At 65.2% G+C, this 25,666-nt stretch carries 20 protein-coding genes; 6 read left to right on the plus strand and 14 right to left on the minus strand.

Going from position 1 to position 25,666, the window contains the following annotated elements:
• On the minus strand, positions 1–4,956 hold a 4,956-nt coding region (locus tag A9J21_RS16735; protein ID WP_066737595.1), incomplete at its 3' end, for a filamentous hemagglutinin N-terminal domain-containing protein.
• A 443-nt stretch (positions 4,957–5,399) separates the two neighbouring features.
• Positions 5,400–5,825 (minus strand): hypothetical protein, encoded by a 426-nt coding sequence (locus A9J21_RS31610; protein ID WP_156545965.1) that lies wholly within the window; start codon positions 5,823–5,825, stop codon positions 5,400–5,402.
• On the opposite strand from A9J21_RS31610, the gene A9J21_RS16740 reads away from it, so the two are divergent.
• Positions 5,808–6,437 carry a response regulator transcription factor gene (locus A9J21_RS16740; protein ID WP_082926470.1) on the plus strand — a complete coding sequence of 210 codons (630 nt, stop codon included), beginning with the start codon at positions 5,808–5,810 and terminating at the stop codon, positions 6,435–6,437. The two genes, A9J21_RS31610 and A9J21_RS16740, sit on opposite strands and share 18 nt — an antisense overlap.
• A 636-nt stretch (positions 6,438–7,073) precedes the next feature.
• Positions 7,074–8,150, plus strand: a complete 1,077-nt coding sequence (locus A9J21_RS16745) for a porin (protein ID WP_066737599.1) — start codon at positions 7,074–7,076, stop codon at positions 8,148–8,150.
• A 2-nt stretch (positions 8,151–8,152) separates the two neighbouring features.
• On the opposite strand, the gene A9J21_RS16750 is transcribed toward A9J21_RS16745, so the two are convergent.
• Complete coding sequence (locus tag A9J21_RS16750) at positions 8,153–8,821, minus strand: DsbA family oxidoreductase (protein ID WP_066737601.1); 669 nt, start codon at positions 8,819–8,821, stop codon at positions 8,153–8,155.
• A gap of 149 nt (positions 8,822–8,970) precedes the next feature.
• Between A9J21_RS16750 and A9J21_RS16755 the strand changes: the two genes are divergently transcribed.
• A complete protein-coding gene (locus A9J21_RS16755) occupies positions 8,971–9,165 on the plus strand; it encodes a DUF1059 domain-containing protein (RefSeq protein WP_066737603.1) in 195 nt (64 codons plus the stop codon).
• A 106-nt stretch (positions 9,166–9,271) separates the two neighbouring features.
• Here the strand turns inward: A9J21_RS16755 and cyoD are convergent, their stop codons facing one another.
• From cyoD to cyoA, 4 genes are read right to left on the minus strand one after another with little or no spacing between them, the layout of a single operon-like run.
• Entirely contained in the window at positions 9,272–9,670 is a 399-nt protein-coding gene (cyoD, locus tag A9J21_RS16760) for a cytochrome o ubiquinol oxidase subunit IV (RefSeq protein WP_066737605.1), read from the minus strand.
• The gene (cyoC, locus tag A9J21_RS16765; protein WP_066737607.1) at positions 9,670–10,341 is read right to left on the minus strand and encodes a cytochrome o ubiquinol oxidase subunit III; all 672 of its coding nucleotides are present in this window, start codon (positions 10,339–10,341) and stop codon (positions 9,670–9,672) included. Before cyoC ends, cyoD begins: the two co-directional genes overlap by 1 nt.
• 2 nt (positions 10,342–10,343) lie before the next feature.
• A complete protein-coding gene (gene cyoB, locus A9J21_RS16770; protein WP_066737609.1) occupies positions 10,344–12,332 on the minus strand; it encodes a cytochrome o ubiquinol oxidase subunit I in 1,989 nt (662 codons plus the stop codon).
• Positions 12,333–12,337: 5 nt separating this feature from the next.
• Positions 12,338–13,327: a ubiquinol oxidase subunit II gene (gene cyoA / locus A9J21_RS16775; RefSeq protein WP_082926471.1), complete on the minus strand. Its 990-nt coding sequence runs from the start codon at positions 13,325–13,327 to the stop codon at positions 12,338–12,340.
• 112 nt (positions 13,328–13,439) lie between these two features.
• On the opposite strand from cyoA, the gene A9J21_RS16780 reads away from it, so the two are divergent.
• Positions 13,440–14,861: a PLP-dependent aminotransferase family protein gene (locus tag A9J21_RS16780; RefSeq protein ID WP_066737611.1), complete on the plus strand. Its 1,422-nt coding sequence runs from the start codon at positions 13,440–13,442 to the stop codon at positions 14,859–14,861.
• A 10-nt stretch (positions 14,862–14,871) separates the two neighbouring features.
• Here the strand turns inward: A9J21_RS16780 and A9J21_RS16785 are convergent, their stop codons facing one another.
• Complete coding sequence (locus tag A9J21_RS16785) at positions 14,872–16,644, minus strand: OPT/YSL family transporter (RefSeq protein ID WP_066737613.1); 1,773 nt, start codon at positions 16,642–16,644, stop codon at positions 14,872–14,874.
• A gap of 174 nt (positions 16,645–16,818) precedes the next feature.
• Positions 16,819–17,037 carry a hypothetical protein gene (locus tag A9J21_RS31615; RefSeq protein ID WP_156545967.1) on the minus strand — a complete coding sequence of 73 codons (219 nt, stop codon included), beginning with the start codon at positions 17,035–17,037 and terminating at the stop codon, positions 16,819–16,821.
• On the opposite strand from A9J21_RS31615, the gene A9J21_RS16790 reads away from it, so the two are divergent.
• Positions 17,036–17,971, plus strand: coding sequence for a 2-hydroxyacid dehydrogenase (locus tag A9J21_RS16790; protein ID WP_066737615.1), 936 nt, complete (start codon positions 17,036–17,038; stop codon positions 17,969–17,971). The genes A9J21_RS31615 and A9J21_RS16790 overlap by 2 nt on opposite strands.
• On the opposite strand, the gene A9J21_RS16795 is transcribed toward A9J21_RS16790, so the two are convergent.
• The 5 genes from A9J21_RS16795 to zwf are packed head-to-tail and all read right to left on the minus strand — an operon-like array spanning position 17,968 to position 23,268.
• Complete coding sequence (locus A9J21_RS16795) at positions 17,968–19,302, minus strand: HAMP domain-containing sensor histidine kinase (protein ID WP_066737617.1); 1,335 nt, start codon at positions 19,300–19,302, stop codon at positions 17,968–17,970. The genes A9J21_RS16790 and A9J21_RS16795 overlap by 4 nt on opposite strands.
• A complete protein-coding gene (locus A9J21_RS16800) occupies positions 19,302–20,042 on the minus strand; it encodes a response regulator transcription factor (protein ID WP_066737619.1) in 741 nt (246 codons plus the stop codon). Before A9J21_RS16800 ends, A9J21_RS16795 begins: the two co-directional genes overlap by 1 nt.
• A gap of 12 nt (positions 20,043–20,054) precedes the next feature.
• On the minus strand, positions 20,055–21,044 hold the full coding sequence (locus tag A9J21_RS16805) for a glucokinase (protein ID WP_066737621.1): 990 nt from the start codon (positions 21,042–21,044) through the stop codon (positions 20,055–20,057).
• A 28-nt stretch (positions 21,045–21,072) separates the two neighbouring features.
• Entirely contained in the window at positions 21,073–21,762 is a 690-nt protein-coding gene (pgl, locus tag A9J21_RS16810) for a 6-phosphogluconolactonase (protein WP_066737623.1), read from the minus strand.
• Positions 21,763–21,819: 57 nt separating this feature from the next.
• Positions 21,820–23,268: a glucose-6-phosphate dehydrogenase gene (gene zwf, locus A9J21_RS16815; protein WP_066737625.1), complete on the minus strand. Its 1,449-nt coding sequence runs from the start codon at positions 23,266–23,268 to the stop codon at positions 21,820–21,822.
• A gap of 330 nt (positions 23,269–23,598) precedes the next feature.
• On the opposite strand from zwf, the gene edd reads away from it, so the two are divergent.
• The gene (edd, locus tag A9J21_RS16820; protein WP_066737627.1) at positions 23,599–25,425 is read left to right on the plus strand and encodes a phosphogluconate dehydratase; all 1,827 of its coding nucleotides are present in this window, start codon (positions 23,599–23,601) and stop codon (positions 25,423–25,425) included.
• The last annotated feature ends 241 nt before the right edge of the window (positions 25,426–25,666 follow it).

Here is a 25,666-nt window from a genome sequence, read left to right on the forward strand (position 1 = left end):
GCCGTTATTGACACCGGTGCCGTTCGTCGAATTGCCGGAGACATTGGTCGAACCATTGCCCTGGGTGTCTACCGTGCCGTTGCCGTTGTCTACGCCTGGACCCGTCGTCGAGTTGCCCGAGATGGTGGTCGAGCCATTGCCATCGGTATGGATCGACCCATTGCCGTTGTCGACACCGGTGCCGTTCGTCGAATTCCCCGAGACGTTGGTCGAGCCGTTGCCGTCCGTGTTGATGCCACCGCCGTTGTCGACGCCCGAGCCGTTGGTCGAGTTTCCGGAAACGTTGGTCGAGCCATTACCGCCGGTGTTGATCGTGCCGTTGCCGTTGCCTACGCCGCTGCCGTCGGTGGAGTTGCCCGAGATGGTGGTCGAGCCATTGCCATCGGTATGGATCGACCCATTGCCGTTGTCGACACCGGTACCGTTGGTCGAGTTGCCCGAGATATTGGTCGAGCCATTGCCCCCGGTGTTGATGGTGCCGTTGCCGTTGCCAACACCGCTGCCGTCGGTGGAGTTGCCCGAGATATTGGTCGAGCCGTTGCCGCCAGTGTTGATCGCGCCATTGCCGTTGTCGACGCCAATGCCGTTGACGGAGCGTCCGGTAAGGTTGGTCGTGCCGTTTTCGAAGGTGCTGATCGACCCGTTGCTATTGTCGACGCCCGTGCCGTTGACGGATTCACCCAGGATTTGCGACGTACCGTTGCCGCCGGTATTGAAGGTTCCATTGTTACGAACACCGGTGCCGTTGGTTGACGTTCCTGTGACGCTGGTCGAGCCGTTTCCGCTGGTATTGATGTTGCGCAGATCGACACCGGTACCATTCGTAGAAATGCCCGAGATATTCGTCGAGCCACGGTCGCTCGTATTCAACGCAGAGTTGGCTCCTTGAAGAACGCCAGATCCATCCACGGATCTGCCCGAAACATTAAATGTGCCGTTTCCCGAAACGTCGACATGCGTTGTAGGAAGGCTGGCATTCGTTGTAAGCGACACACCCGAACCACTTGATGATTCGCCGTCCAGCGTAAGCCTGCCGTCTCCAGACACACCCAAATTGCTTGCCAGTGAGACGCCGGAATTACTATCCGATCGACCCTTTATGTTCAATGTCGTGTTGTCCGCAAGGCCATCGGTACTACACATGTATATGCGGACACCGTGTTCACTGGTGGAATTTCCCGTCACGTTCATGCCGGCCTCGTCCGACATGTTCAGGAAGCCGGTAAGAAATACGCCGATAGCAGTATTGGATTGCCCGGTGACATTTACCTTCGCGTTGTCGGTAAAATCCTTACTCCCCTGGAGGTTGACGCCTATGGCAGTAGAGGAATTTCCTTTGATATCCAAGGAAGAATTTCCCGAAGCGTTTATTATTGAGCGAGTGAACAAACCTCCGCCAGTAACGCTGTCGCCGGTTACGTTCAGATGTGCTCCGCCGGTCAGGGATATGTTGCCACTCATCGAAGCACCGGTTCCATTCGTGCTTGAACCGCTGATATTCAGGGAGGCATTGTCTGTAGCGCTGATGTTATTAATATATGTCCCGGTACCGTTTGCGCTGGTCCCGGTGACATTCAACTTTGATCCCGTGCCGCCAATATTCCAACTGCTGTTTGCGTGCAAAGACTGTTCTACGCCGGAGCCATTGGTCGACGTTCCAATCAGCGCCAATGACCCATTTCCGTCGACGTTGACACGACCCTGCGTATGCACGCCCGTGCCGTTCACCGATGTGCCGGTTACATTGATGCCGCCGTTGCCGGAAACATTGATTTCCCCGGTTGTCGCCTCATAGACCCCCTGGGCACCGGAAGTGGCGTTGCCGACGATATTTACTCGCCCGCCGTCGGTGACGGAGATATTCGTGCGGATTCCGACGCCGGCCCCCCTATCCGTATAATCCCCCGTATCCACCGCGTTATTTGCACCGGTAGTCCCGTAGAAATTTGCGGTGCCGTTTCCGGATATATTGATAGCACCGTTATTTAACGGTTGAATCCAGACACCAGAGCCCGAATTCGAACTACCAGCAACGTTCAAGGTGGCATTCCCGGAAACGTCCATGCCAAAGCCCTGAAGCCAGGCTCCAATGTGATTCGAAGAATTTCCGGCAAATTCTGCGCTACTGCTATCGGATAGAGTTAGCGTCCCACCAAAATGGATACCTTGAGCTTGATTACCGGCCCCTGCAAGCCGAAGTTTGGCATTATCAGAAAATGACGAATCTCCAAGAAGCACAAGCCCTAAGCGCCCTGCCCCATTCCCAATCAAAGCCGCATTTCCCGACGCATTGACGGTAGTAATGTTTACACCAGTGTCACTATTACTTGCACCACTAATGTTCAGCAATGCGTTACCGGACATATTGATGTCGGTAACCATGGCACCCGTATTATTTCCGCTGGATCCAGCCACATTCAGCGACGCATTGCCGGACATGTTGATGTCGGTAACCAAGGCACCCGTATTATTTCCGCTGGATCCAGCCACATTCAGCGACGCATTGCCGGACATATCGAGGTTATGAACAGCGGCGCCAATTCCATTTCCGCCATTTCCGGTAACGTTCAACCTCGCACCTTCGGACAGCCCTACCTTTTGCAGTGTTACGCCCCGGTCGCGGGAGCTTCTCCCCTGAATATTGACTGACGCAGTTCCGCACGCATTGAGCCGTCCCGAATTACTATCCGCATATGACAGCTCCAGGAATACGCCTTCTCCCAGGTTCGAGACACCTACCATATTCAGCGAGCCATTGCCGCTGACATTGATGGATGTGGCGTAGCCATATATGCCATTGCTGTTCTCGGAGGTCCCCCACACGTTATACGTGCCGCCATCATTGACGTCCAAGGTTGCGCCAGTGGTATGTGCCTGGGAACCGAAGGTCACGCCATTGAAATCCGTGGAGTTTCCGCGGACATTAACGGTGGCTCCCCTATTGGCGTGAATGTTGGCGTTCTGGAGAACGCCAGCGCCGATCACGGAACGGCCGTCAATGTTCAGAACACCACCGGTCGCATCGAAGGCTCCGCTCGAAGCGAATCCACCACTTCTGCCAATCGAAACGCCGATATCCATCGTCGAAACGCCGGTAATATTCAAAACTCCACTACCGGTCTTAACAAAACTGGCGTTCTGATCGAAAAGCACACCCATGCCATTGACCGATGTGCCACTGATGGAACCGCTCCCGGCAGCCAGGTTGCCGATAATCTGGACGGCACTCCGGTTGCTGGTATCTGCCGTTGTGTCCGCGGTTACCCGGATATCACCATCGTTCAGATTGATATTGCTGGTACTGCCCACGATCACGGCACCATTGTTGGTGCCCATGCCCGCGGTCATATTCAGATTCAGCCGGCCCGAGGTCGAAGTGACATTCGCGTTCAGCGTGATGGTGCCGTTTGCGGCCAGCGTAAGGTTGGCGGCGCCGCCGCTGGTCTTGCTGATCGCTGCATCGTTGTACTGGAAGATGTTGCCAGTGCCGTTCCCCGCGCTGACAGTCGTCAGCGTCACGCTCGTGCCGTTGTTCAGTGCGTCGTTGATGGCCGTATTGCGAACAGTGGCCGAGGTGTTGGTGCCGCCGTTGAATCCACCGGTGATGTTGCCGGTGTAGCCGCTCGGGCCGGTGTCATTATCGATATAGACATTGGTGGGGTCGATCAGCCACTCGCCACCCTTGCCGTTCGGTGCAGACGCGCTGACCCGGCCCTTTACGTCCAGGTTGTGGCCCGACGTTTCAACAAAGCCGCCATCGCCATTGCGCGCCCCTGCATCAATGCGAGCACCTTCGTCCACCTGCGTGTAGTTGGCGAAGGCCACGCCGTCCTGCAGCAGCTTTCCGGCTTCCGTGCCGGCCAGCTTGCCCAGGCTGTCGCCGCCCAGCACCACCTTGCCGCCCGCTGCGTCGCCGCTCACGTTGATCGACGCGTTGCCGAACATGCCCACGCGGTCGCCGGACAGCACCACCGTACCGCCCTTGCCGCCAGCCGTCGTGCTGGACGCATCGATGGCGCCCGTCATCGTCACGTCGCCAGTCTTGCCGGCGTCCGCGACCACGGTGCCGGCGCGCACCACGCCGCTCAGGTTCACCACCGTGTTGAGCAGCGTGTCCTTGCCGCGCGCGGTCAGCAGCACCGTGCCGTCCTGGGCGCGAATATTGCCGCTGTTTTCCACCAGCGCATTGGCCGTGGCGTTGGTCAGCGTCACCGAGATGCCCTGGCCGTTGTGCAGGGCCACCGTGGCGCTGTCGCCGGCTGCCAGCACTACCTGGCCGCCGGCAGCGGTATTGATGGAACCGCTATTGCGTACCTGGTCGCCGATCAGCGTGACAAAGCCCGCGGCGTTGATATCGCCTTCGTTGATGACACCCGCCTGCTTGCCCGTTGCGGTCAGTGCCAGCGGATTGCCGGCCATGAAAGCGCCGGCATCGATGGCCTTGGTGGTAGCCAGCAGCGATCCCACGTTCACCACCGCGCCCCTGCCGAACAGCACGCCGTTGGCGTTCTGGATCAGCACCTGGCCGTTGGCCAGCAGCGAACCCTGGATGTTCGTCGGCACGCCGCCCGTTACGCGGTTCAGCGCCTGCGCCTGCGCGTTGGGCTGGTTGAACTGGACGGTATTGCCCTTGCCGATGCTGAACGTGTTCCAGTCGATCACGGTGCGCTGGCTGCCCTGATCGATATGCATCGTGTTGCCGTTGGGCTGCGAGATCGTGGCCTGGCCGCCCACCACGTTGCCGTTGGTCGGCAGCGCCTGTGCAAAGACTGGTGTCGACTCCAGAACCAGCATGGCCAGCGCGATGGCTGTCATCGCGGACACCACGCCAAACTGTGCGCCATCACCGCTGCCGCCCTCTCCCGGGCGCTTGCCCTGGCTCTTCACGTTCTCCGCTACGGCCACGAGCATGCCAAGGCGCTTGCTGAATACGCGACGATACCGATTCTTGTTCATGGACTGATCCTAAAGATTTATTGCTCAGCGCCGTCCCGATTGCACGGCGATGGTTGAATGGCTGTCGCGTTCGTCGCGTCATGGCGAATTCGCCAGAACGCCTTTTGCGACTGTTCGCTTCGGATCGTATGGAAGAAGCCTTGGCCGCGTAATCGTAGAATTACTAAAGTGGGAGGCGTCAGAAGAAACCACGCAACATTGCAGACCTGTCTCAAATGAGAAGCCGCGGGAGGTGAATAGTAATTCGACGAAATTTGCTTCATGCCACTGCACGGCACGCAAATTCGAGTTAGTTCCATAGGCGGAAATCGGTCTATTCAGCAGACTCGTCAGATTGACTTTGCGCAGTCAGCCACTTGTCGAAATGGCGCGCTGCTCAACCTGATCCACGCAAGGGAAATGGAAATATTTCCATCCAGCCAAGGATGAGGGGAATTTACGCTTTAATTTGTGCTGACTGGGCAGTGGTCTCGTGTGTCGAGATTTGAAAAGTCGCGATCTGAATGATCGAATACTCGTAGCGAAATATCAGCGCTTGCAACAGGCGTTGAATCAGGGGACATTCGCGCCGGATCGGATGCCGCAACGGAATATTTTCGTGTCCTTTCCACGCAATCGGCGACTGGCAATACAAGGCCGGCTTGTAAAGAGATATGGCACCACTTCAAAATTGAATCGGGGCTTTGAACGGCGCGCGCCGCATTTTGCGCAAGCCGCATCGCCACGAACATGCCTGCGCCTTTCCGCGCCTTCCACAACTGGCTTGCCGACTGGTAGACGCGTACACCTGTCGCCCGGCCCATCACACATCGGGTAATTCCGGGAATCGCACTATGACAACCATACGGGTCATGCTGGCTGACGATCATCCGTTCATCGTGTTCGGCCTGCGCGAGATGCTGGGCAAACGGCTTGGCTTCAATGTGGTGGCCGAAGCCACCGGCCCGCGACTGCTGCTGGAAAAACTGGCACGTATCGAATGCGATGTCCTGATAACCGATTTCTCGATGCCTTGTGCAGATGCCCCGGACGGGCTCGCGCTGCTGCATTGCATCCGTACGAGATTCCCGAATGTCCGGATCGTGGTGCTGACCATGCTCGATAATCCGGGGCTACTTGGCTGCATCCGCAAGGCCGGGGCGCTGGCATTGCTGAACAAGCGCGACGGCCTGCAGGAGTTGTCCAACGCCGTCATTGCCGCGTTCCAGGGGCGCGAGCATTTGAGTGCGTCGGTCAGGCAGGCACTCGCCAGGCTTGGCGCGGGAAACCCTGAAGCAGTCGCCAGCAGCCGGCTCAGTCCGCGTGAGATCGAGGTGCTGCGGCTCTACGTCGGGGGGATGACCACATCGGACATTGCCCGGTACCTGAACCGGAGCATCAATACGGTCAGCACCCAGAAACACAGCGCCATGCGCAAGATTGGCGTGAAGAACGATGCGGAGCTGTATGACTACGCCATCGAGCATGGGCTCAAGGCATAGCCGATAGCCCCGGAAACCAGCGTCTGGAAAAAAGGCCCCCGAGCCGCGACGGACCGGCCTGGGGGTTGGAAGGGGAATGCGCGGCCCGGGGGGTCAGCCGGGCCGCGTTAGCCAAGAGCCGGTCAGGGCCCTCGATGAAACAGGCTACCGGTGCAGGCGCCGTTCCGACATGGAAGGAACTCGAAAATCGGCGCCAGATTGCCTGGCGGGCAGGGCGGCATATTCGATGCCCTGGCAGGACGCGTGGCGAAGTGCGGCGTACGCTGCTTTTGAGCCATCAACCCGCCATGCGGTAAACTACGGCCCTTCCGTCGCAACGGGCACGGCCATTTGATGCCTTTCAGGCACTCCGGCCATCGCCCACGTCGAAGTGGTGCGGCGGATATCCATCAGGGTCTCGCACCCGCCCCTGGCTTGCCTGCGCCTTGCTCGCAGCATTCGCCTTCCTGACTTCGACCCTCGATCCGGGCCCTGCGCCCCTGGCTGCATGTGGCGGCCGTATCCCGGATAACGCCCCGCGCGCCTTCGCCAGAAGGACTTCCGCACGGGACTGGAACCCCCTCAGGTAGTTGCCTGAACCGACCCTTCCCCGACGCCTGCGCGCGCCGGGGGGATCCGTATTCCGGAGGAAAATTCGTGAAGAAACCAGCCAGCCTTTGGCTGCTCGCGGCCGGGCTGTTGCCTTGCGCTGCATACGCCGACCCTGGCGTGACCCTGTATGGCATCGTCAGCTCGGCGGTGCGCTACACATCGAATATCGATGCCCGCCATCACGACCAGCTGGCGCTGGTATCGGGCGGCATGGTGGGCAGCCGTTTCGGCCTGAAGGGCTCCGAAGACCTGGGCGGCGGCAATCACGCGATCTTCCAGCTGGAATCGGGCTTCGGCAGCGATACCGGACAGGCGGCCTACAACAGCTTTTTCGGGCGCCAGGCCTGGGCGGGCCTGAGCGGCGACTGGGGCAGCCTCACGTTCGGGCGGCAGTACAACGCGCTGAACAACATCGGCTGGGCGTTCGATCCGCTGGACCAGGGCTGGGGCAACTTCTGGTCCGATCCGCTCTACATCGGCGGCGACATCTTCTTCCAGGATTACCGCATCAACAACAGCGTGGTCTACCAGCGCACGGTGGGGCCGTTTTCGGTACAGCTGGACTACGGCGCCGGCGAGCAGCCGGGCAGCATGAACCATGGCACCACGCTGGGTGGCGGTGTGAAGTACAACCAGGGGCCGCTGGCGCTGGGCGTGGCGTACGACCAGCGCCGCAGCGACGACGGCAGCAACACGGTGCGCAATTATTCGGTGGGCGGTTCGTACACGATCGGCAAGGCGACGGGCTACGTCGGCCATATGGGCCGACGCGAATCGGCCGGCCAGGCGCGCTACAACATCTCGTTCGTCGGCCTGGGCTACCAGCTCACGCCGGCGCTGCATCTGTCTGGCGCGTACTACCGCTACCAGCAGTCAGGCGACGTCACCACGCAATTCCAGGACACGCCGGTACACCTGGGCGGCGGCAATGCCGACAGCGTGGCGTTCGTGGCCGACTATGCGTTCTCCAAGCGCACCAGCGTGTACCTGGAGACCGATGTGGTTCACGCACGCGGCGGCACCGTGGGGCGCGAGACCGAGTACTGGGCCGGCACCCCCGTCACCGATGTCAGCCGCACCACGCGCGTGGGCGCGATGGTCGGCGTGCGCCACCACTTCTGAGGTCAGGCGCCCTGGGCGCCCTTCGCCTCGCTCGCTTCTTTGGCGATTTCGCGGATGGCCTGCTCGAATGCCTCGACCGGCTGGCCGCCCGTGACCAGGTAGCGGTTATTGAAGATCACCGACGGCACGGACTGGATGCCCATGCCCTGGTACTGGCGCTCCTCGTCGCGGACTTCATCGGCATAGGCGTCGCTGTCCAGCACCTTGCGGGCCTCGGCGGCGTCCAGCCCCACCGACTGCACGGCCTCAAGCAGCACGTCGTGGTTGCTCGGGTCCTTGCTGTCGCCGTGATAGGCCTGCAGCAGCGCCTGCTTCAGCGGCAGCTGCTTGCCCTGCGCGGCGGCCCATTGCAGCAGGCGGTGGGCATCGAACGTGTTGTAGATGAAATTGCGCGGCCCGAACGTGAACCCCACGCTGGCGCCGCGCTCGCGGATCATCTTCTGGGTCTCGGCGATCTGTTCCGGCGTACGGCCGTACTTCCGGGCGATGTAGTCGAGCACCGGCTCGCCCTCGGGCCCCATCTGGGGGTTGAGTTCGAACGGGTGCATCACCACCTCGGCATCCACCACGTCGCGCGTGCGTTCCACGGCCTGCATCAGCGATGACAGCCCGATGGCGCACCAGGGGCAGGCGATATCCGAGACAAAGTCGATCCGGAGTGATTGAGTCATGGCTTTCTTCCAGTGGGCTGGTAAGGGGTCAAACAGGTTGAAGGCCGACAGGGTAGCCCGATTTGCCGATGCCTGCAGGCGTCCGCGCAATCACCCCGCGCCCTATACTGGATCAGGCGCGCCCTCCACGCGCGCCAGGAGGGCCTGCCATGGGACGCAAATACATCGATTGCCGCGACTATCCAAGTGAAATGCACTGCACCGTCGCACTAAGCGCCGACACCGAGGACGAACTGCTGGAAGCGGCGGTGCAGCACGCCGTCCAGGTGCATCAGCACCAGGACACCCCCGAGCTGCGGTCGCAGCTCAAGACGCTGTTCAAGGAAGGCGCCCCGCCCGCGTGATGATCCGTTGCTGACGGACCTGCGCCGAACGCAAAAAAGGACAGATCGTGCGGGGCACGTCTGTCCTGTCAAAAACCGGCCCCAGCCCGAGTCCGGTACAGATGCCTCAGCGGCCCATGCCCGCCCCAGCTGGCACGGACTGCATCGGCATCATGTTCAGGTTGGCGTTGTGCATGACCCAGAGCGATCCCGACACGACGATGGCAATCAGGAACACCGTGCACGCGAAGATCGCCGTATTGCCGCGCTGACCCTTGCGCGGCCCCAGGTGCAGGAAGAACACCAGCTGCACCAGCAACTGCGTGACGCACAGCGCCACGATCAGCGCCAGGCCCGCCCGCGGCGTGAGCACCCGGCCCATCACGGCACCGAACGACAGGAAGGTCAGCACCAGCGACAGCGCATAGCCGATCAGATGGCTGCGCAGGCTGCCGTGGGCGGCGCCATGGGCGTCCGCGTGGGCGTCCGCGTGGCCATGTGCATGGGCGTGTTGTGGATGGGACATCAGAGGAACTCCCGCAGATAGACGACCGTGAACACGAAGATCCACACCAGGTCCAGGAAATGCCAGAACAGGCTCAGGCAGGCCAGGCGGCGGCGCACCACGGCGTCGAGCCCGAACACCTGCACCTGGTTGACCATCACGATGATCCACAGCAGGCCGGCGCTGACGTGCAGGCCGTGCGTACCCACCAGCATGAAGAACGCCGACAGGTAGGCGCTGCGGTTCGGGCCGGCGCCCTCGTGCAGCAGTTCGCGGAATTCGTAGACTTCCATGCAGACGAAGGCCGCGCCCAGTGCGAAGGTCAGCACCAGCCAGCGGATCACCGCCTGCGGGTTGCCCTGGCCGCCCTTTCCCTCGTGCAGCTTCAGCATCGCCACGCCGAACGTCAGGCTGCTGGTCAGCAGCAGCACGGTCTCGCCCAGCACGAAGCGCAGGTCGAACAGCTCGCGCCCCGTGGGGCCGCCAGCCGTACCGTTGAGCAGCACGCCAAACGTGGCGAACAGCGACGCGAAGATCAGGCAATCGCTCATCAGGTAGATCCAGAACCCCAGCTTGAGGGTGGATTCCGTCTGGTGGGCGTGATGCGCGTGGTCGTCGTGCGTGTGGGCGGCGGCGCTCGCGCCGTGCGGCACCGTCGCCGCGTCGGCGCGCAGTTTCAGGGTTGTCGTCATGGTCAGTTGGCTCCCGCCGGTTGGGTGCCCAGTTGTGCGTAGCGGGCGCGCTCGATGCGCTCGACTTCGGCGGCTGGCACGTAGTAGTCCACGTCGCGGTCGTAGGCGCGGGCGATGAACGTGAAGATCATCGCGGCCAGGCCAAAGCCGGCCATCCACCAGATATGCCAGACCAGCGCAAAGCACAGCACCAGCCCGAACACCGACACCAGGAAGCCGGTGGACGTGTTGCGCGGCATATGGATGTCTTCGTACTGCGCGGGCGGCACGTAGGCGGTGCCCGCTTCCTTGTTGTCCCAGTGCTGCTCCAGCGACGTGATCTGCGGCACGTGCGCGAAGTTGTAGAACGGCGCCGGCGATGCCGTGGCCCATTCCAGGCTGCGGCCGTCCCACGGGTCGCCGGTCACGTCCATGTTCTGCTTGCGGTCGCGCACGCTGACAAACAGCTGCCACAGGATCGCCAGGATGCCGCAGCCGATGACCACGGCGCCCACCAGCGCCACGATCAGATACGGCTGCCAGTCCGGATTGTTGTAGTGGTTCATGCGGCGCGTCATGCCTTGCAGGCCCAGCGCGTAGAGCGGCATGAAGGCCAGGTAGAAGCCGATCAGCCAGCACCAGAACGCGACCTTGCCCCAGAACTCGTTCAGCGTGAAGCCGAACACCTTCGGGAACCAGAACGTCATGGCGGCCAGGCAGCCGAACACCACGCCCCCGATGATCACGTTGTGGAAGTGGGCGATCAGGAACAGGCTGTTATGCAGCACGAAGTCCGCCCCCGGCACCGCCAGCAGCACGCCGGTCATGCCGCCCACGGCAAACGTCACCATGAAGCCGATGGTCCACAGCGTGGACGAGTGGAAGCGGATGCGCCCCCGGTACATCGTGAACAGCCAGTTGAACAGCTTCACGCCGGTGGGGATCGAGATGATCGACGTCATGATGCCGAAGAACGCATTGACGCTGGCGCCCGAGCCCATGGTGAAGAAGTGATGCAGCCAGACGAAGAACGACAGCACGCCGATCGACGACGTGGCGTAGACCATCGACGTATAGCCGAACAGCGGCTTGCGCGAGAACGTGGAGATGATTTCCGAGAACGCGCCAAAGCACGGCAGGATCAGCACGTAGACCTCGGGGTGGCCCCAGATCCAGATCAGGTTCACGTACATCATGGCGTTGCCGCCCAGCTCGCTGGTGAAGAAATGCATGTCCAGGTAGCGGTCGGCGGCCAGCAGCGCCAGCGTGGCGGTCAGCACCGGGAAGATGGCGACGATCAGGATGTTGGTGATCAGCGCGGTCCACGTGAACACGGGCATCTTCATCAGGTTCAGGCCCGGCGCGCGCATGCGCAGGATCGTCACGATGAAGTTGATGCCGGTCAGCGTGGTGCCCAGCCCCGATATCTGCAATGACCATATGTAGTAGTCCACGCCGACGGTCGGGCTATACCCGAGCCCGCTCAGCGGCGGATACGCGACCCAGCCCGTGGCGGCGAAGTCGCCGACGAACATCGACATCATGACCAGCACCGCGCCCATCGCCGACATCCAGAAGCTCAGCGAATTGACAAACGGGTAGGCCACGTCGCGCGCGCCGATCTGCAGCGGCACGATCACGTTCATCAGGCCCAGGATGAACGGGGTGGCCACGAAGAAGATCATGATCACGCCGTGCGCGGTGAAGATCTGGTCGTAATGGTGCGGCGGCAGGTAGCCCACCGCCTCGCCCACGGCAATGGCCTGCTGGGTGCGCATCATGATGGCATCGGCAAAGCCGCGCAGCAGCATGACCAGCGCCAGGATGATGTACATCACGCCAATGCGCTTGTGGTCGACCGAGCAGATCCACTCCTTCCAGAGATAGTCCCACTTCTTGTAGTACGTCACGGCGCCCAGCAGCGCTGCGCCGCCGAGCAGCACCACCACCAGCGTGCCCATGATGATGGGCTCGTGCAGGGGGATGGCGTCGAGAGAGAGTTTTCCGAACATGATGATTAGCGCTCCAGCGTCGTCTGCTGCACCGGGAGCGGCGGCATGTTGGCGCCGGCAATGGCGCTGATTGTCACAGGGCTGTCGGATCGGCAAATCTCGCCGTAAGCGCCGTTGCTTGCCATGTACTGGTCCACCACGCCCTGGAACAGGCGCGGCTCAACCCTGGCGTACACGGTGACCGGGTCCTTGCTGCTGGGCTGTTCCAGCTTGCGGTAGGCGGCTTCGTCGAGCGTGTTGCCCGAGGCGCGGGCGCGTTCGATCCACGCATCGAACGCCGCGGGCGACGTGGCGACGGTGCGGAAGTGCATGTCGGAGAAGCCCGACCCGCTGTAGGCAGCCGAGCGGCCATCGAACACGCCGGTCTCGTCGGCAATCAGATGCAGCTTGGTCTGCATGCCGGCCATCGCGTAGACCATGCTGCCCAGCCGCGGGATGAACAGCGCGTTCATCGTCGATTCCGCCGTGATGCGGAAATTGATCGGCGTGCCCACGGGGATGGGCAGTTCGTTCAACGACGCCACGCCGTACTGCGGATAGATAAACAGCCATTTCCAGTCGAGCGCGACCACATCCACTTCCAGCGGCGCCACGTTCGAATCGAGCGGGCGGAACGGATCGAGCTTGTGCGTGGTGTCCCAGATGATGACGCCAAGCAGGGCCACGATCACGCACGGGATGCCCCACACGACCACTTCGATCCTGGTGGAATGCGACCAGCGCGGCGCGTACTCGGCCTTGGTGTTGGTCTCGCGATAGCGCCACGCGAAGACCAGCGTGAGGATGATCACGGGGATCACCACCAGCAGCATCAGCGCGGTAGCCAGCACGATCAGGTTGCGCGTCTGCACGCCGATGGACCCGCTGGGGTTCAGCAGGTCCCACGAACAGCCGGTCAGGATCAGGGGCGTGATGGCGTACAGCCACGCACGGGGGGAACGAACGGATGGGGGGCGCCGACGCACGCGTCTGGGGTCGGCCGGTTGCTCACGCATTTCAACACCTTCTTACAGGGGCACAGGCGGGGTGGCCCAGACAACATCCCGGTATTTGTATGGATTTGCCTGAGTTGTGCGGCATGCTAAGGTAAGACAACACCCATACAAGATGAGGCTTGTCTTGCGTACAACGAATTCGCCGCTGCATCCCGATCTGGACGACAAACCCGGCTGGATCGGCGCATTCGCCGCCGCTGGCGGGCCGCGCTACGTGCAGATCGCCGGGTTCCTGGAACGCGCGATGGCCGATGGCGTGCTGGCGCCGGGCGACCGCCTGCCCCCGCAGCGCGAGCTGGCGGCGCTGCTCGGGGTTGACCTGACCACCGTCACGCGCGCGCTGGCCGAGGCGCGGCGGCGCGGGCTGGTGGAGCCGCGTGGATCCCTGGGCACTTTTATTGCGGCACCCACGTTCGAACTGGCGCAGGCGGTGGACCTGAGCATGAACGTGCCGCCGCCCCCGGAAGGCATCGACTTCGCCGACATGCTGCGGCGCGGCCTGGCCCAGGTCACGCTGCGGGCCGATGCCAACCTGCTGATGACCTACCAGCTTGGCGGCGGCACGCTGCCCGACCGCGTGGCCGGCGCGCAGTGGCTGGCGCCGATGCTGGGCGATGTCCCGCACGACCGCGTGATCGCCAGTCCGGGCGCGCAGTCGGCGCTGGCGGCGCTGATGCTTTGCCGGACCACGCCCGGCGCGGCCATTGCCGCCGAGCCGCTGATCTATCCGGGTGTGCGTGGCGCGGCCGCCGAACTGGGCCGCCACGTGGTCACCATCGCCACCGACGACGACGGCATGCGGCCCGATGCGCTGGACGCCGCGTGCAGCACCGGCAATGTCCAGCTGATCTACCTGAACCCGACGCTGCAGAACCCCACCACACATACGATGCCCGAGGCGCGCCGCCGCGAGATTGCGCGCGTGGCCCGGCAGCACGGCGTGCTGATCGTCGAGGACGACCCCTACTGGCTGCTGACGCCCGACGCCCCGCCGCCGGTGGCAGCCATCGCCCCGGCGCAGACCGTCTACATCGCCACCCTCGCCAAATGCCTGAGCCCCGGCCTGCGCACCGCCTATGTGGTGGCGCCCGACCGCGAACTGCAGGAGTCGATCCTGGCCGCGCTGCGGGCGATCACGCTGATGGCATCGCCGATTGCCACGGCATTGGCAACGCAGTGGATTCGCGACGGCTCGGCGGCGGAACTGCTGGCAGGCATCCGCACCGAAGCCGCCGCACGGCAGCAGATTGCCCGGCAATGGCTGGCGGCCAGCGGCCCCTATACGCCGTCGGGCATCCACGTCTGGCATCCACTGCCCAGCTACTGGTCATCGGCCGGTTTCAGCCGTGCCGCGCAGGACGAATCGCTGCGCGTCACCGCATCGGACGTGTTCTACGACGGCGCCGCCCCGCCCAACGCCATCCGCATCTCGCTCGGCGGCGTAGCCGAACGCGCGCAGTTGTCGATGGCCCTGAAAAAACTATCGGGCCTGCTGGCCCGCAAGCCGCCCAATGCGTCGATGGCGGTGATCTGAACCACGTCGCCTACGCCACCACTGCCATCAATCCCGCAATCCCGAAGCCAAGCGCGGCCAGGGCGTCGCCGGCAATCAGTCCGCCGCCGATCAGCGATGGGGTGCTCATGTCCTCGGGCAAGGCAGCGTCGCGCGATGCCGGGCGCTGGCGGCTTTCCAGCAGGCTCGCCGTCACGCCGCCCGCCGCCATCCAGGCCGCAGCAGGCAGGTTGACGAAGCCACCGAACGACGATGCGTAGGGCGAAGGCAGGATGACGGCGTCGAGCATGAAGTCGCACGCGCGGCCAGCGCGGCTCCGTTCCGCAAACCGCCGGTAGCGCGCCGACGCGAAGATGGCCTTGCGCAGGATCTCGGTCGCCAGCCCGATTGCCAGGCCGATCCACACCGCCAGCCGCTGGTAGGGCCGGTCCTGCGTCATGCTGCGCAGTGCGCCGACGATCTTGTAGGTCATCGCCGAAGTCCAGCGGGCGGGCTGCTGGTCTGCCGGCAATACGGTCTGGTCCAGGCGCAGCACCGGATAGGCGTCCATGAACAGCCGCGCCAGCAGCACCGCGAGGATCGCCCCGGCCACGATGCCCGCCACCTGGTAGCCGAACTGCACCATGCGGTCGGTGCCGAGCCGCCAGCCCGTGGAGCGGTCCTGCTGCATGTCGCACGCCTCCGCCGTGGAGACCAGCAGCACCGTGGCCGCGATCAGGCCGATATGCGGCTCGCGCAGGCCCACGGCCGCCATCAGGATCACGGTCAGCACGAAGGCCGAAGAGATCGGATTCTGGTCGACCATGCCCACCGAAATGCCATTGACCAGCGCAAAGATCAGCACCAGCACCACGGCCATCAGCTGATAGCCTGCCGGCTGGCCGAACCACGCCACGCCTGCAGCCACCACCGCCAGCCCCCAGACGACGACCCATGCCACGATCCATCGTTGCGGCATCGCGGCCGGATTCCCCTGCGTGCCGACTGTGCCCGTCGTACCCGGCACCCCGCTTGCCTGCACGCGCGCCCGCTGCCACGCACGCCCCAGCAACAGCAGTACATCGACGGCCGCCGCGCCCAGGATCATGCCCAGCGCAAACAGGAACGTGATCTTGCGGTATGGATCGCCAGGCGCGAGCCAGCCAATCGAAACGAAGTACGGCGTCAGCGCCCAGCCCGCCAGCCCGCCGACCAGCGCGGCAATGCCAATGCGCGCGCCAACGATCATGCCCGCGCCAAATGTCGACGCGGACAGGTCGATGGCCCCCAGCCACGCAATGCGCGTGGCGCCCACGCTTGCCAGCACCCCCAGCCCCATGCCTCCCGCCAGCCGCGCAATCGACCGCCGCAGCAGTACGGGGTCTGTCAGCGCGCGCAGGATATTCGCCACCGCCAGCCCGGACGGGAACGTCAGCTGCATGCGATCGACCAGCAACGGCGTGTAGAGCATGCCCACGCCCACGCCGTACATGCCGATGCAAAGCATGTAGCCGATCAGTTGCCACAACGGCGGCTGCGCCATGCCCATCCAGCCCATGGCCTGAATGACCACCACCATGCCACCCATGCCCGCCACCGAGGCGGCTGCCGTCTGGATGTAGTTGGCACCGTGGCGGCCGGCGGCACCGTAGCCGGCGGTGACCGCCGAGCCGAGGATGCCTGCCAGCACCTGCCCGCCCACGAAGAATCCCAGCGACAGGTTCATGTAGGCCGCCGCGATGCCGCCCAGCGGCCCGAGCACGAGCATGCCGGCGGCGCCGAGCAGCGCGTGGTATTGCCAGGTGTTGGGTTTGGGCAGGCGCATGCGGGTTGAAGTTGGCGTTGGAGGGTGGTGGATGCGCTGGCCCTCTCCCCCGCACCTCGCCCGCAAGCGGGAAAAGGGGGAAAAGGGAAAAAGCCTCGGGCAACTGCACACGTTCGGGGGGCTATTCGCTCCCGCGACGCGGCAGAAGTATTGGGAAGAGCAAGGCCCCGTCCCTCACCAGAACGCCCAAAGCGTACCCATTTCTGCGTGAATTCCCCAGCGAAAAATCGCGGGGCGTACCCATTTCTGCGTACGTCGGCACACGGTGCGCGCCGTCTGATAATCGCCCAGAACCGCCAGGCGGCCGCAAGCAGGCCACGGCATGCGGGCATAGAATGTGGCGTCGGCCTGGCCGACCTCCACAACAAAACTCCTCGTCTCGCTGTCACGCATGAAGCCCGCCCTGCTCGTCCTGGTCCAGCTCGAACCGGACCACCTCGCCCTTGTTTCCCAGCAATACGACGTTGTCTACGCGCCCAGCGCCGCCCAGCGCGCCGATGCCGTCGCCAGTGCCGGCGCCACGTTCCGCGCCGTGCTGAGCAATGGCACCACCGGCATCACCGCCGCCGAAATCGATGCCATGCCGAAGCTTGAACTGGTCTGCGCGCTTGGCGCGGGCTACGAGAACATCGACATCGCCGCATGCAAGGCGCGCGGCATCGCCGTGGGCAATGGCGCGGGTACCAACGACAGCTGCGTGGCCGATCACGCCATGGCGCTGCTGCTGGCCACCGTACGCCGCGTGCCGGCGCTGGACCGCGCCACGCGCGACGGCGTCTGGCGCAATACGCTTCCGCTGCCGCCCAACCTGTCGGGCAAGCGCCTGGGCATCGTTGGGCTGGGCACCATCGGCCGCCGCATCGCGCAGCGCGGCCAGGGCTTCGACCTGGAGATCGGATATCACAACCGCAGCCCGCGCGCCGACGCACCGTTCCAGTACTTTGCCAATGTGATGGCACTGGCCGAATGGGCCGACTATCTGGTCATCGCCACGCCCGGCGGCGCCGAGACGCGCCATATGGTCGATACCCCGGTGCTACGCGCGCTGGGTCCGTCCGGCTACCTGGTCAATATCGCGCGCGGCAGCGTGGTGAACACCGCCGCACTGGCCGACGCCCTGCGTGCCGGCGAAGTCGGCGGCGCGGGCCTGGATGTCTATGAAAGCGAGCCGAAGCCGCCGGTGGAACTGTTCGATTGCCCCAACGTCGTGCTGACGCCGCACGTGGCCGGCTGGTCGCCCGAAGCCGTGCTGGCGTCGGTGACCCAGTTCATCGAGAACGCCCGCCGGCACTTTGCCGGCGAGCCGCTGGCGGCGCCGGTGAACTAACCGACGGCCGGGAAGACCACGCGCACGCGCAACCCCGGCGCCGCGTCTTCCAGCGCCACGCGGGCGCCGTGGGACTGCGCCACTTCGTCGACGATGGCCAGTCCCAGCCCGCTGCCACCCGTGGGCGCATCGGGCACGCGATAGAAGCGGTCGAACACGCGGGCACGTTCGTCGGCAGGAATGCCGGGGCCGTTGTCGGCGACCACCAGTTCGATGCCCTGCGCGGTGTGTGCCACGGCCACGTCGATGCGGCCGCCCCGCGGGATATAGTGCAGCGCGTTGTCCACCAGGTTGGTCAGCAGGATGCGCAGTGCGTCGGCGTCGCCCCGGATCGTGACCGGCCCGTTGGCGCCGCTGTCCTCAAGCCCCAGGTCGATATCGCGGTCGATGGCCGCCTGCGACATCTCGACCACCACATCGCTCGCCAGCGCGCGCAGGTTCACCGGCTCGTGCGGCGGCGGCGCGGCGCCCGGTTCCTGCCGGGCCAGCGTCAGCAACTGGGCCACCAGGTGCGTCAGCCGCTCCAGCCCCTGGCGCAGTTGCCCCATTGCCTCCTGCCGGGCCTCGGCGCTGGGCGCGCGCTCCACCAGCTGGGCCTGCAGTTGGAGGGCAGTCAGCGGCGTGCGCAGCGCGTGCGCGGCGTCGGCCACAAAGGCGCGCTGGGTGTCGATGGCGTGGGACAGCCGCGCCAGCAGCTGATTCAGCGCATCGGACAGCGGCGCGATTTCGTCGGGCATGGCGCGTACGGCCAGTGGCGCCAGCGTGTTGGCATCGCGCGCCCGCACTTCGTTGGCAATCTCGCGCAGCGGCCGCAAACCCCGCCCCACGGCCATCCACACCAGCCATGCCAGCAGCGGCAGCAGCAACAGCAGTGGCGCCACGGTGCGCAGCGCCATATGGGCGGCCAGCGTGCGCCGCGCGCTGAGCGGTTGCGCGATCTGCACCACCGCCGGCCCAAGCTGCACGCTGTAGATCCGCCATTCGCCCGATTCGGTGCGGGCATCGGTGAAGCCCAGTTCCGCGCGCTGCGGCAAGGCCGGGTGCGCATGAGACAGATAGAGGCTGCGGCCAGAGCCATCCCAGATATGGATCACCACGTCCTCGTCGGCATGCAGCAGGTCGGCCCCGGTGGCGCTGTCGGGCTCGAACGGCTGCGCCACCGGGGCGCTGAACTGGCTCGGCAGCGCGGCGGCCACCTGCTTCATCTGGTAGTCGAACAGCGCGTTGGCTTCCTGCCGCGCCTGGCCGTAGATCAGCGCCGTCGCCACGGCAATGCCGGCCGCCAGGCCCGCCGCCAGCCACCACAGCAGCGTACGTTGAATGGATCGCATCAGTCAGGCGTTCCTTCCGCGCGGGCGGCGCCATCGGAGCCATCGGCGCCTTCCCGGCCGTCCAGCTGTGGCATCAGGTAGCCCACGCCCCGGATATTGCGGATCAGTGCCGTGCCGAACTTGCGCCGCAACGCATGGATATAGACCTCCACCGTATTGCTGCCCACTTCGTCGTCCCAGCCGTAGAGCCGTTCCTGCAGTTGCGGCACCGACCAGACCTTGCCGGGCCGGGCCATCAGCGCCGACAGCAGCGCGTACTCGCGTGCCGACAGCCGCACCGGCGTGCCCGCCTGCGTGGCTTCGCGCGTGGCCGGGTTGAGCACGATATCGCCATAGCGCAGCACCGGCTCGGCCCGCCCTTCGGCGCGGCGCGCCATCGCGTGCATGCGCGCCACCAGTTCCTGCAGGTCGAACGGCTTGATCACGTAGTCGTCGGCCCCCGCATTGAGTCCGGCCACGCGGTCGGCCACGGCATCGCGGGCCGTGACGATCAGGACCGGGGTGCGGACGTTGCGCGCCCGCAGGGCCTTCAGCACGTCCAGCCCCGAGCGGCGCGGCAGGCCCAGGTCCAGCAGCACCAGGTCGTAGCCGCCATCGGCGCGCGGGCCGTGCTGGTCTGACGCGGCGTCGAGCCCCGCCTCGCCATCGGTGACCCAGTCCACCGTAAAGCCTTCCTGGCGCAGCGCCACCTTCACGCTTTCGCCAATCATGGCGTCGTCTTCCACCAGCAATACACGCATGTTCGTCGGGATTCAGGAATGGGCGTGGCGCATGTCGCCTTCGAGCCGGTCTGCCAGCGCGCGCGCCAGCCCGGGCAGCGCCGGGAACTCGGCCACGATGACGTACACCGGGATATCGGCCAGATACTGGCCCATGCGGCCCTTGTCGACAAAGCGCGCGTTGAACGGCGACGTGCGGAACGCCTCGACAAAACGCGGCACGATGCCGCCGCCGATATACACGCCGCCACGCGCGCCCAGCACCAGCGCGATATCGCCGGCCACCGAGCCCAGCAGGCCGCAGAACGCGTCGAATGCACGGCGGCACAGCGGGTCGTTCTGCTTCAGGGCGCCTTCCGTCACCTGCGCCGGCGTCAGCGGTTCGGCCAGAAGCGTACCCATTTCTGCGGACAGCGCGGCGTGGATATGCGAGAGGCCCATGCCCGACAGCAGGCGCTCGGCCGACACCCGGCCAAGCTGGTCGTGCGCGGCGCGCCACGCAATCCATTCGTCGTCGGTCGCGGGCATGACCTCGATATGGCCGCCCTCGCCGGCCAGCGCCACGGCACCGCCGCCGGGCGCCGGTACCAGCCCCGACACGCCCAGCCCGGTACCCGGCCCGATCAGCGCACGCGGCGCGGTGGCCACCGGGCTGCCCGGGCGCACCTGCGCCAGATCGCCGGCAGGCAGGTAGGGCAGCGCCAGCGCCAGCGACGTGAAGTCGTTGATGGCAACCAGCGTGTCCAGTGCCAGCGCCTGGCGCATGGCCTCGATCGAGAACGCCCAGTTGTGGTTGGTCAGCTTGACGTGGTCGCCGGTCACCGGGTTAGCCAGGCCGATGGCCGCGTGGCCGGGCCGCTCGCCATCGGCCAGCGTCGACATGTACAGGCGCATCGCCGCTTCCAGCGACGCATGGTCGGCCACCTTGTAGGCCGTGACCTCGCCGATGCGCATCGGCGCGGTTTCCAGGGCGAAGCGGACATTGGTGCCACCGACATCGGCAAGCAGGCGCGGATAGGTCATGGCAGGGAAATAGTTGCGGGAGGGGGCGTCATTGCGCCTCGGTCCGGAAGATATCGACACCGCGCCGATAGCGCGCCAGCACCACGCTCACCGGCAGCGCCGGCGTAGGGGCCTGCAGCGCGCGCTCCAGCACGGCGTTCTTCTTTTCGCCGGTGATCGCCAGGAACGTGCGCTCGGCCGCCAGCAGCGCGGCCAGGTTCAGCGTCACGCGCGCGTGGGGCGCCATCGACGGATGCGTGACCAGGTAACGCGGATCGGGCTCCGACAAGGCCGTCTGCAGTTCGGGGGCGTCAGGGAACAGCGACGCCGTATGCCCATCCTCGCCCATGCCCAGCACCACCACATCGGGCTGCTGGAACGACGCGTTGAGCCGCTGCACCGCCTGCAGCGGCGCGGCGGCCTCGGCCTCGTCGCGGATCAGCGGCACCCAGCCGGCCACGCCAGCCCCTTCGCGCAACAGGTGATTGCGCACCAGCGCGCCATTGCTGTCGGGATGATCGGGCGGCACGGCACGCTCGTCCACCAGCGTGACGGTCACGGCTTCCCAGCGGATCGGGCGATAGCGCAGCCGCTCGAACATCGGCACCGGCGATTTTCCGCCCGACACTGCCAGCACGGCCCACCCCTTGGCCTTGATGACGAGTTCCAGCGCATGGCTGACGGAAATCGCCAGCGATTCGGCCTGGTCCATCAGCGTGGCATGTTCAAACTGGCGCATGGCGCAGGCTCCTTGTCAGTCAGTGGTGGATCGGTTCGGCACGTGGCCTGGCGGGCGTCAGACTTCCTCGTGCCAGAGCGCGCCATCGCGCGACATCAGCGCGGTGGACGCCGCCGGACCCCAGGTGCCGGCCGTGTACTGCTTGGGCGGCACGGTGCTGGCGTCCCAGGTATCGATGATCGGCTCGACCCAGCGCCACGCCTGCACCTGCTCGTCGCGGCGCACGAACAGGCCCAGCCGGCCGCGGATCACGTCCAGCAGCAGGCGCTCGTAGGCGCCCGCACGGCGCGTCTTGAACGAATTGGCGAAGTCCAGATCGAGCGAGGTGGGCGTCAGCTCCAGCGTGTCGCCCGCCTGCTTGACCAGGAAGTACAGGCGGATGCTTTCCTCGGGCTGCAGCCGGATCACCAGCCGGTTCTGCGGCGACAAACCCAGCGGCTTGGGGAAGATGGCGTGCGGCACGTCGCGGAAATGCACCACGATCTCGGCCACGCGCGACTGCATGCGCTTGCCCGTGCGCAGGTAGAACGGCACCCCTTCCCAGCGCCAGTTGGCGATTTCGGCCTTGATGGCGACGAAGGTCTCGGTATGACTGTCGGCGGCAATGCCCTGCTCTTCCAGATAGCCCACCACCGGCTTGCCGGCGATGGCGCCCGAGCGGTACTGGCCGCGCACGGTCTTCTCGGCCACGTCGGCCGGCTGGATCGGCTTGAGCGCCTTCAGGATCTTGATCTTCTCGTCACGGATCGCGTCCTCGCTGAGGCTGGCCGGGGGCTCCATCGCCACCATGCACAGCAGCTGCAGCAGGTGGTTCTGCACCATGTCGCGCAGCGCGCCGGTGCGGTCGTAGAAGTCGCCGCGCGTTTCCACGCCCAGTTCCTCGGCAATGGTGATCTGCACGTCCTGCACCCACTCGCGGCGCCACAGCGGCTCGAACAGCGCGTTGCCAAAGCGGATCGCCATCAGGTTCTGGACCGATTCCTTGCCCAGGTAGTGATCGATCCGGTAGATCTGGTCCTCGGCAAAGTACTGCGCCACGGCCGCGTTGATGGCCTCGGACGACTCAAGGTCGTGACCAAGCGGCTTCTCCAGCACCACGCGCACGTTGGGCGTGTTCAGGCCGGTGCGGGCCAGCTGTTCGCAGATGGGGACGAAAATATGCGGCGCGGTGGCAAGGTAGCAGACCACCACCTCGGGCTTGCGGGCCAGCACTTTCTCGGCCAGCGCATCGAAGTGGGCCGGCTGGCGCGCATCGGCCTGCACGTAGCAGATGCGGTCCAGGAACGAAGCCCAGGCCTCGGGCGGCGCATGTTCCAGGCCGGGGCGCACGGTATCTTCCAGCGTGGCCTTGTACTGCTCGGTGGTCTGCGGATGGCTGCCGGTGGCGAGGATGCGCGCCGACGGATGCAGCACGCCACAGCGGTGGGCGTCAAAAAGGGCCGGCAGCAGCTTGCGCCGCGCCAGGTCTCCGGTGCCTCCAAACAGCACCATATCGAAATCGGGCATGCTCACCCTGGGCTCCTTGCGGGGTATCGCGGAATGCGAGCGGAATGCGTGGGGGAATACGCGCCCCCGGCATCTACTAAGTGCCGCCGTGCGGCGCATTGGTTCCAGTGATGTTACGTCACTCGTGGCCGCTTGGACAGGCACGCGCGCCGCCAGACGGAACATGCGTACCCGTTTCTGCGTACCATTGGTGTGACCGAAGGTCGATGCGGAACATCCTGGCCGCGCATCGATCCCATCTGCTGATAGCCAATGGCGATGACGCCGCGATGACGGTGGCGTCCGGATTTTTCGGCTACGCTGAAATGCGCACTTTCAGGAGATCTCCCCATGCCCCGCCACCCCGTTCTGGAGAAGGTCACGGCTCGCATCGTGGCCCGCAGCGCCCAAACCCGCCAGGCCTACCTGGACCGCACCCGTGCCATGGCCGGGCAAAAGGTCGAACGCGCCAATATCTCGTGTACCAACCTGGCGCACGGTGTGGCCGCCATGCCCGACGAGGCCAAGATCCGGCTCAAGGCGCAGGAGCGGCCCAACCTGGCCATCGTCTCGGCCTACAACGACATGCTGTCGGCCCACCAGCCGCTGCAGGCCTATCCGCAATGGCTCAAGGAAGCCGCGCTCGAGGCAGGCGGCACGGCGCAGTTTGCCGGCGGCACACCCGCCATGTGCGATGGCGTGACGCAAGGCCAGGACGGCATGGACCTGTCGCTGTTCTCGCGCGACGTGATCGCCATGGCCACCGCCGTGGCGCTGTCGCACCAGATGTTCGACGGCGTGCTGTGCCTGGGCGTATGCGACAAGATCGTGCCGGGGCTGGTGATGGGTGCCCTGTCGTTCGGGCACCTCCCCGCGGTATTCGTGCCCGGCGGCCCGATGACCACGGGCATGAGCAACGACGAGAAGGCCCATATCCGCCAGCTCTACGCCGAAGGCAAGATCGACCGCGCCGGCCTGCTGGAGGCCGAGACCCGGTCCTACCACGGCCCCGGCACCTGCACGTTCTACGGCACGGCCAACTCCAACCAGATGCTGATGGAGATCATGGGCCTGCACCTGCCGGGCACGGCCTTTATCAATCCGAACACGCCGCTGCGCGAGGCACTGACGCGCGAATCGGCCCGCCAGGCGCTGCGCCTGGTGCACGGCGGCGAGCACTACACGCCGATTGCCGACGTGCTGGACGAACGCGCGTTCGTGAACGGCATCGTCGGGCTGGTCGCCACGGGCGGTTCCACCAACCACACGCTGCACCTGATCGCCATGGCCCGCGTGGCCGGCATCCAGCTGACGTGGGACGACTTCCACGAGCTCTCGGCCACCGTGCCGCTGCTGGCGCGCGTGTACCCGAACGGCAAGGCCGACGTGAACCAGTTCCAGGCGGCCGGCGGGCTGTCGCTGGTGATCCGTGGCCTGCTATCGCTGGGCCTGCTGCACGACGACGTGAAGACGGTCGTCGGCCGGAGCCTTGGCGACTACACGCGCGAGCCCGCGCTGCGCGATGGCAAGCTGACATGGGTCGACGGCCCGCAGACATCGCTCGACGACACCATCGTGCGCACGTCCGACGCGCCGTTCGCGCCCGATGGCGGCATCAAGCTGCTCGACGGCAAGCTGGGCCGCTGCGTGATCAAGACGTCGGCAGTCAAGCCCGAGCACCAGGTGGTGGAGGCGCCGGCCATCGTGTTCCATCATCAGGACGACGTGCTGGACGCCTTCAAGCGTGGCGAACTGGAGCGCGACTTCGTGGCCGTGCTGCCGTGGCAGGGGCCGGCCGCCTGCGGCATGCCCGAGCTGCACAAGCTGACGCCCACGCTGACGCTGCTGCAGGACCGAGGCTTCCATGTGGCGCTGGTGACCGACGGACGCATGTCCGGCGCATCGGGCAAGGTGCCCGCCGCCATCCACGTGTGCCCCGAGGCATTGGCGGGCGGCGACATCGGCAAGGTTCGCACCGGCGACCTCGTCCTGGTGGATGCGCCGGCCGGCATACTGACCGTGAAGGTCAGCGATGCCGAATGGGCGGCCCGCACCCACGACGTACCCGACCTGACGGCAAACCGCCACGGCGTGGGCCGCGACCTGTTCGCCGGCTTCCGCAAGCATGTGGGAACGGCCGAGACGGGCGCGTGTTCGCTTTTTGCGGACGAGGAGTGAGAGCCTTCCTGTTGCCGACGGGGCGGTTTCTCCCCTCTCCCGCACGGCGGGAGAGGGGCTGGGGGAGAGGCATTGAGCTTCTGCTTGCCGATCTGTCGCAGTTTGAGCCGCCGGGCCGTCTCTCCCTGCCTTCTCCCACAAGTGGGACCGGGGAGAAACAAGCCGGATGAGCGCGAGAGTCTTCCTGTTGCCGCAGGGGTGGTTTCTCCCCTCTCCCGCACGGCGGGAGAGGGGCTGGGGG

Origin of the sequence: Cupriavidus sp. D384, from assembly GCF_001652915.1 — a bacterium.
Lineage (GTDB): Bacteria > Pseudomonadota > Gammaproteobacteria > Burkholderiales > Burkholderiaceae > Cupriavidus.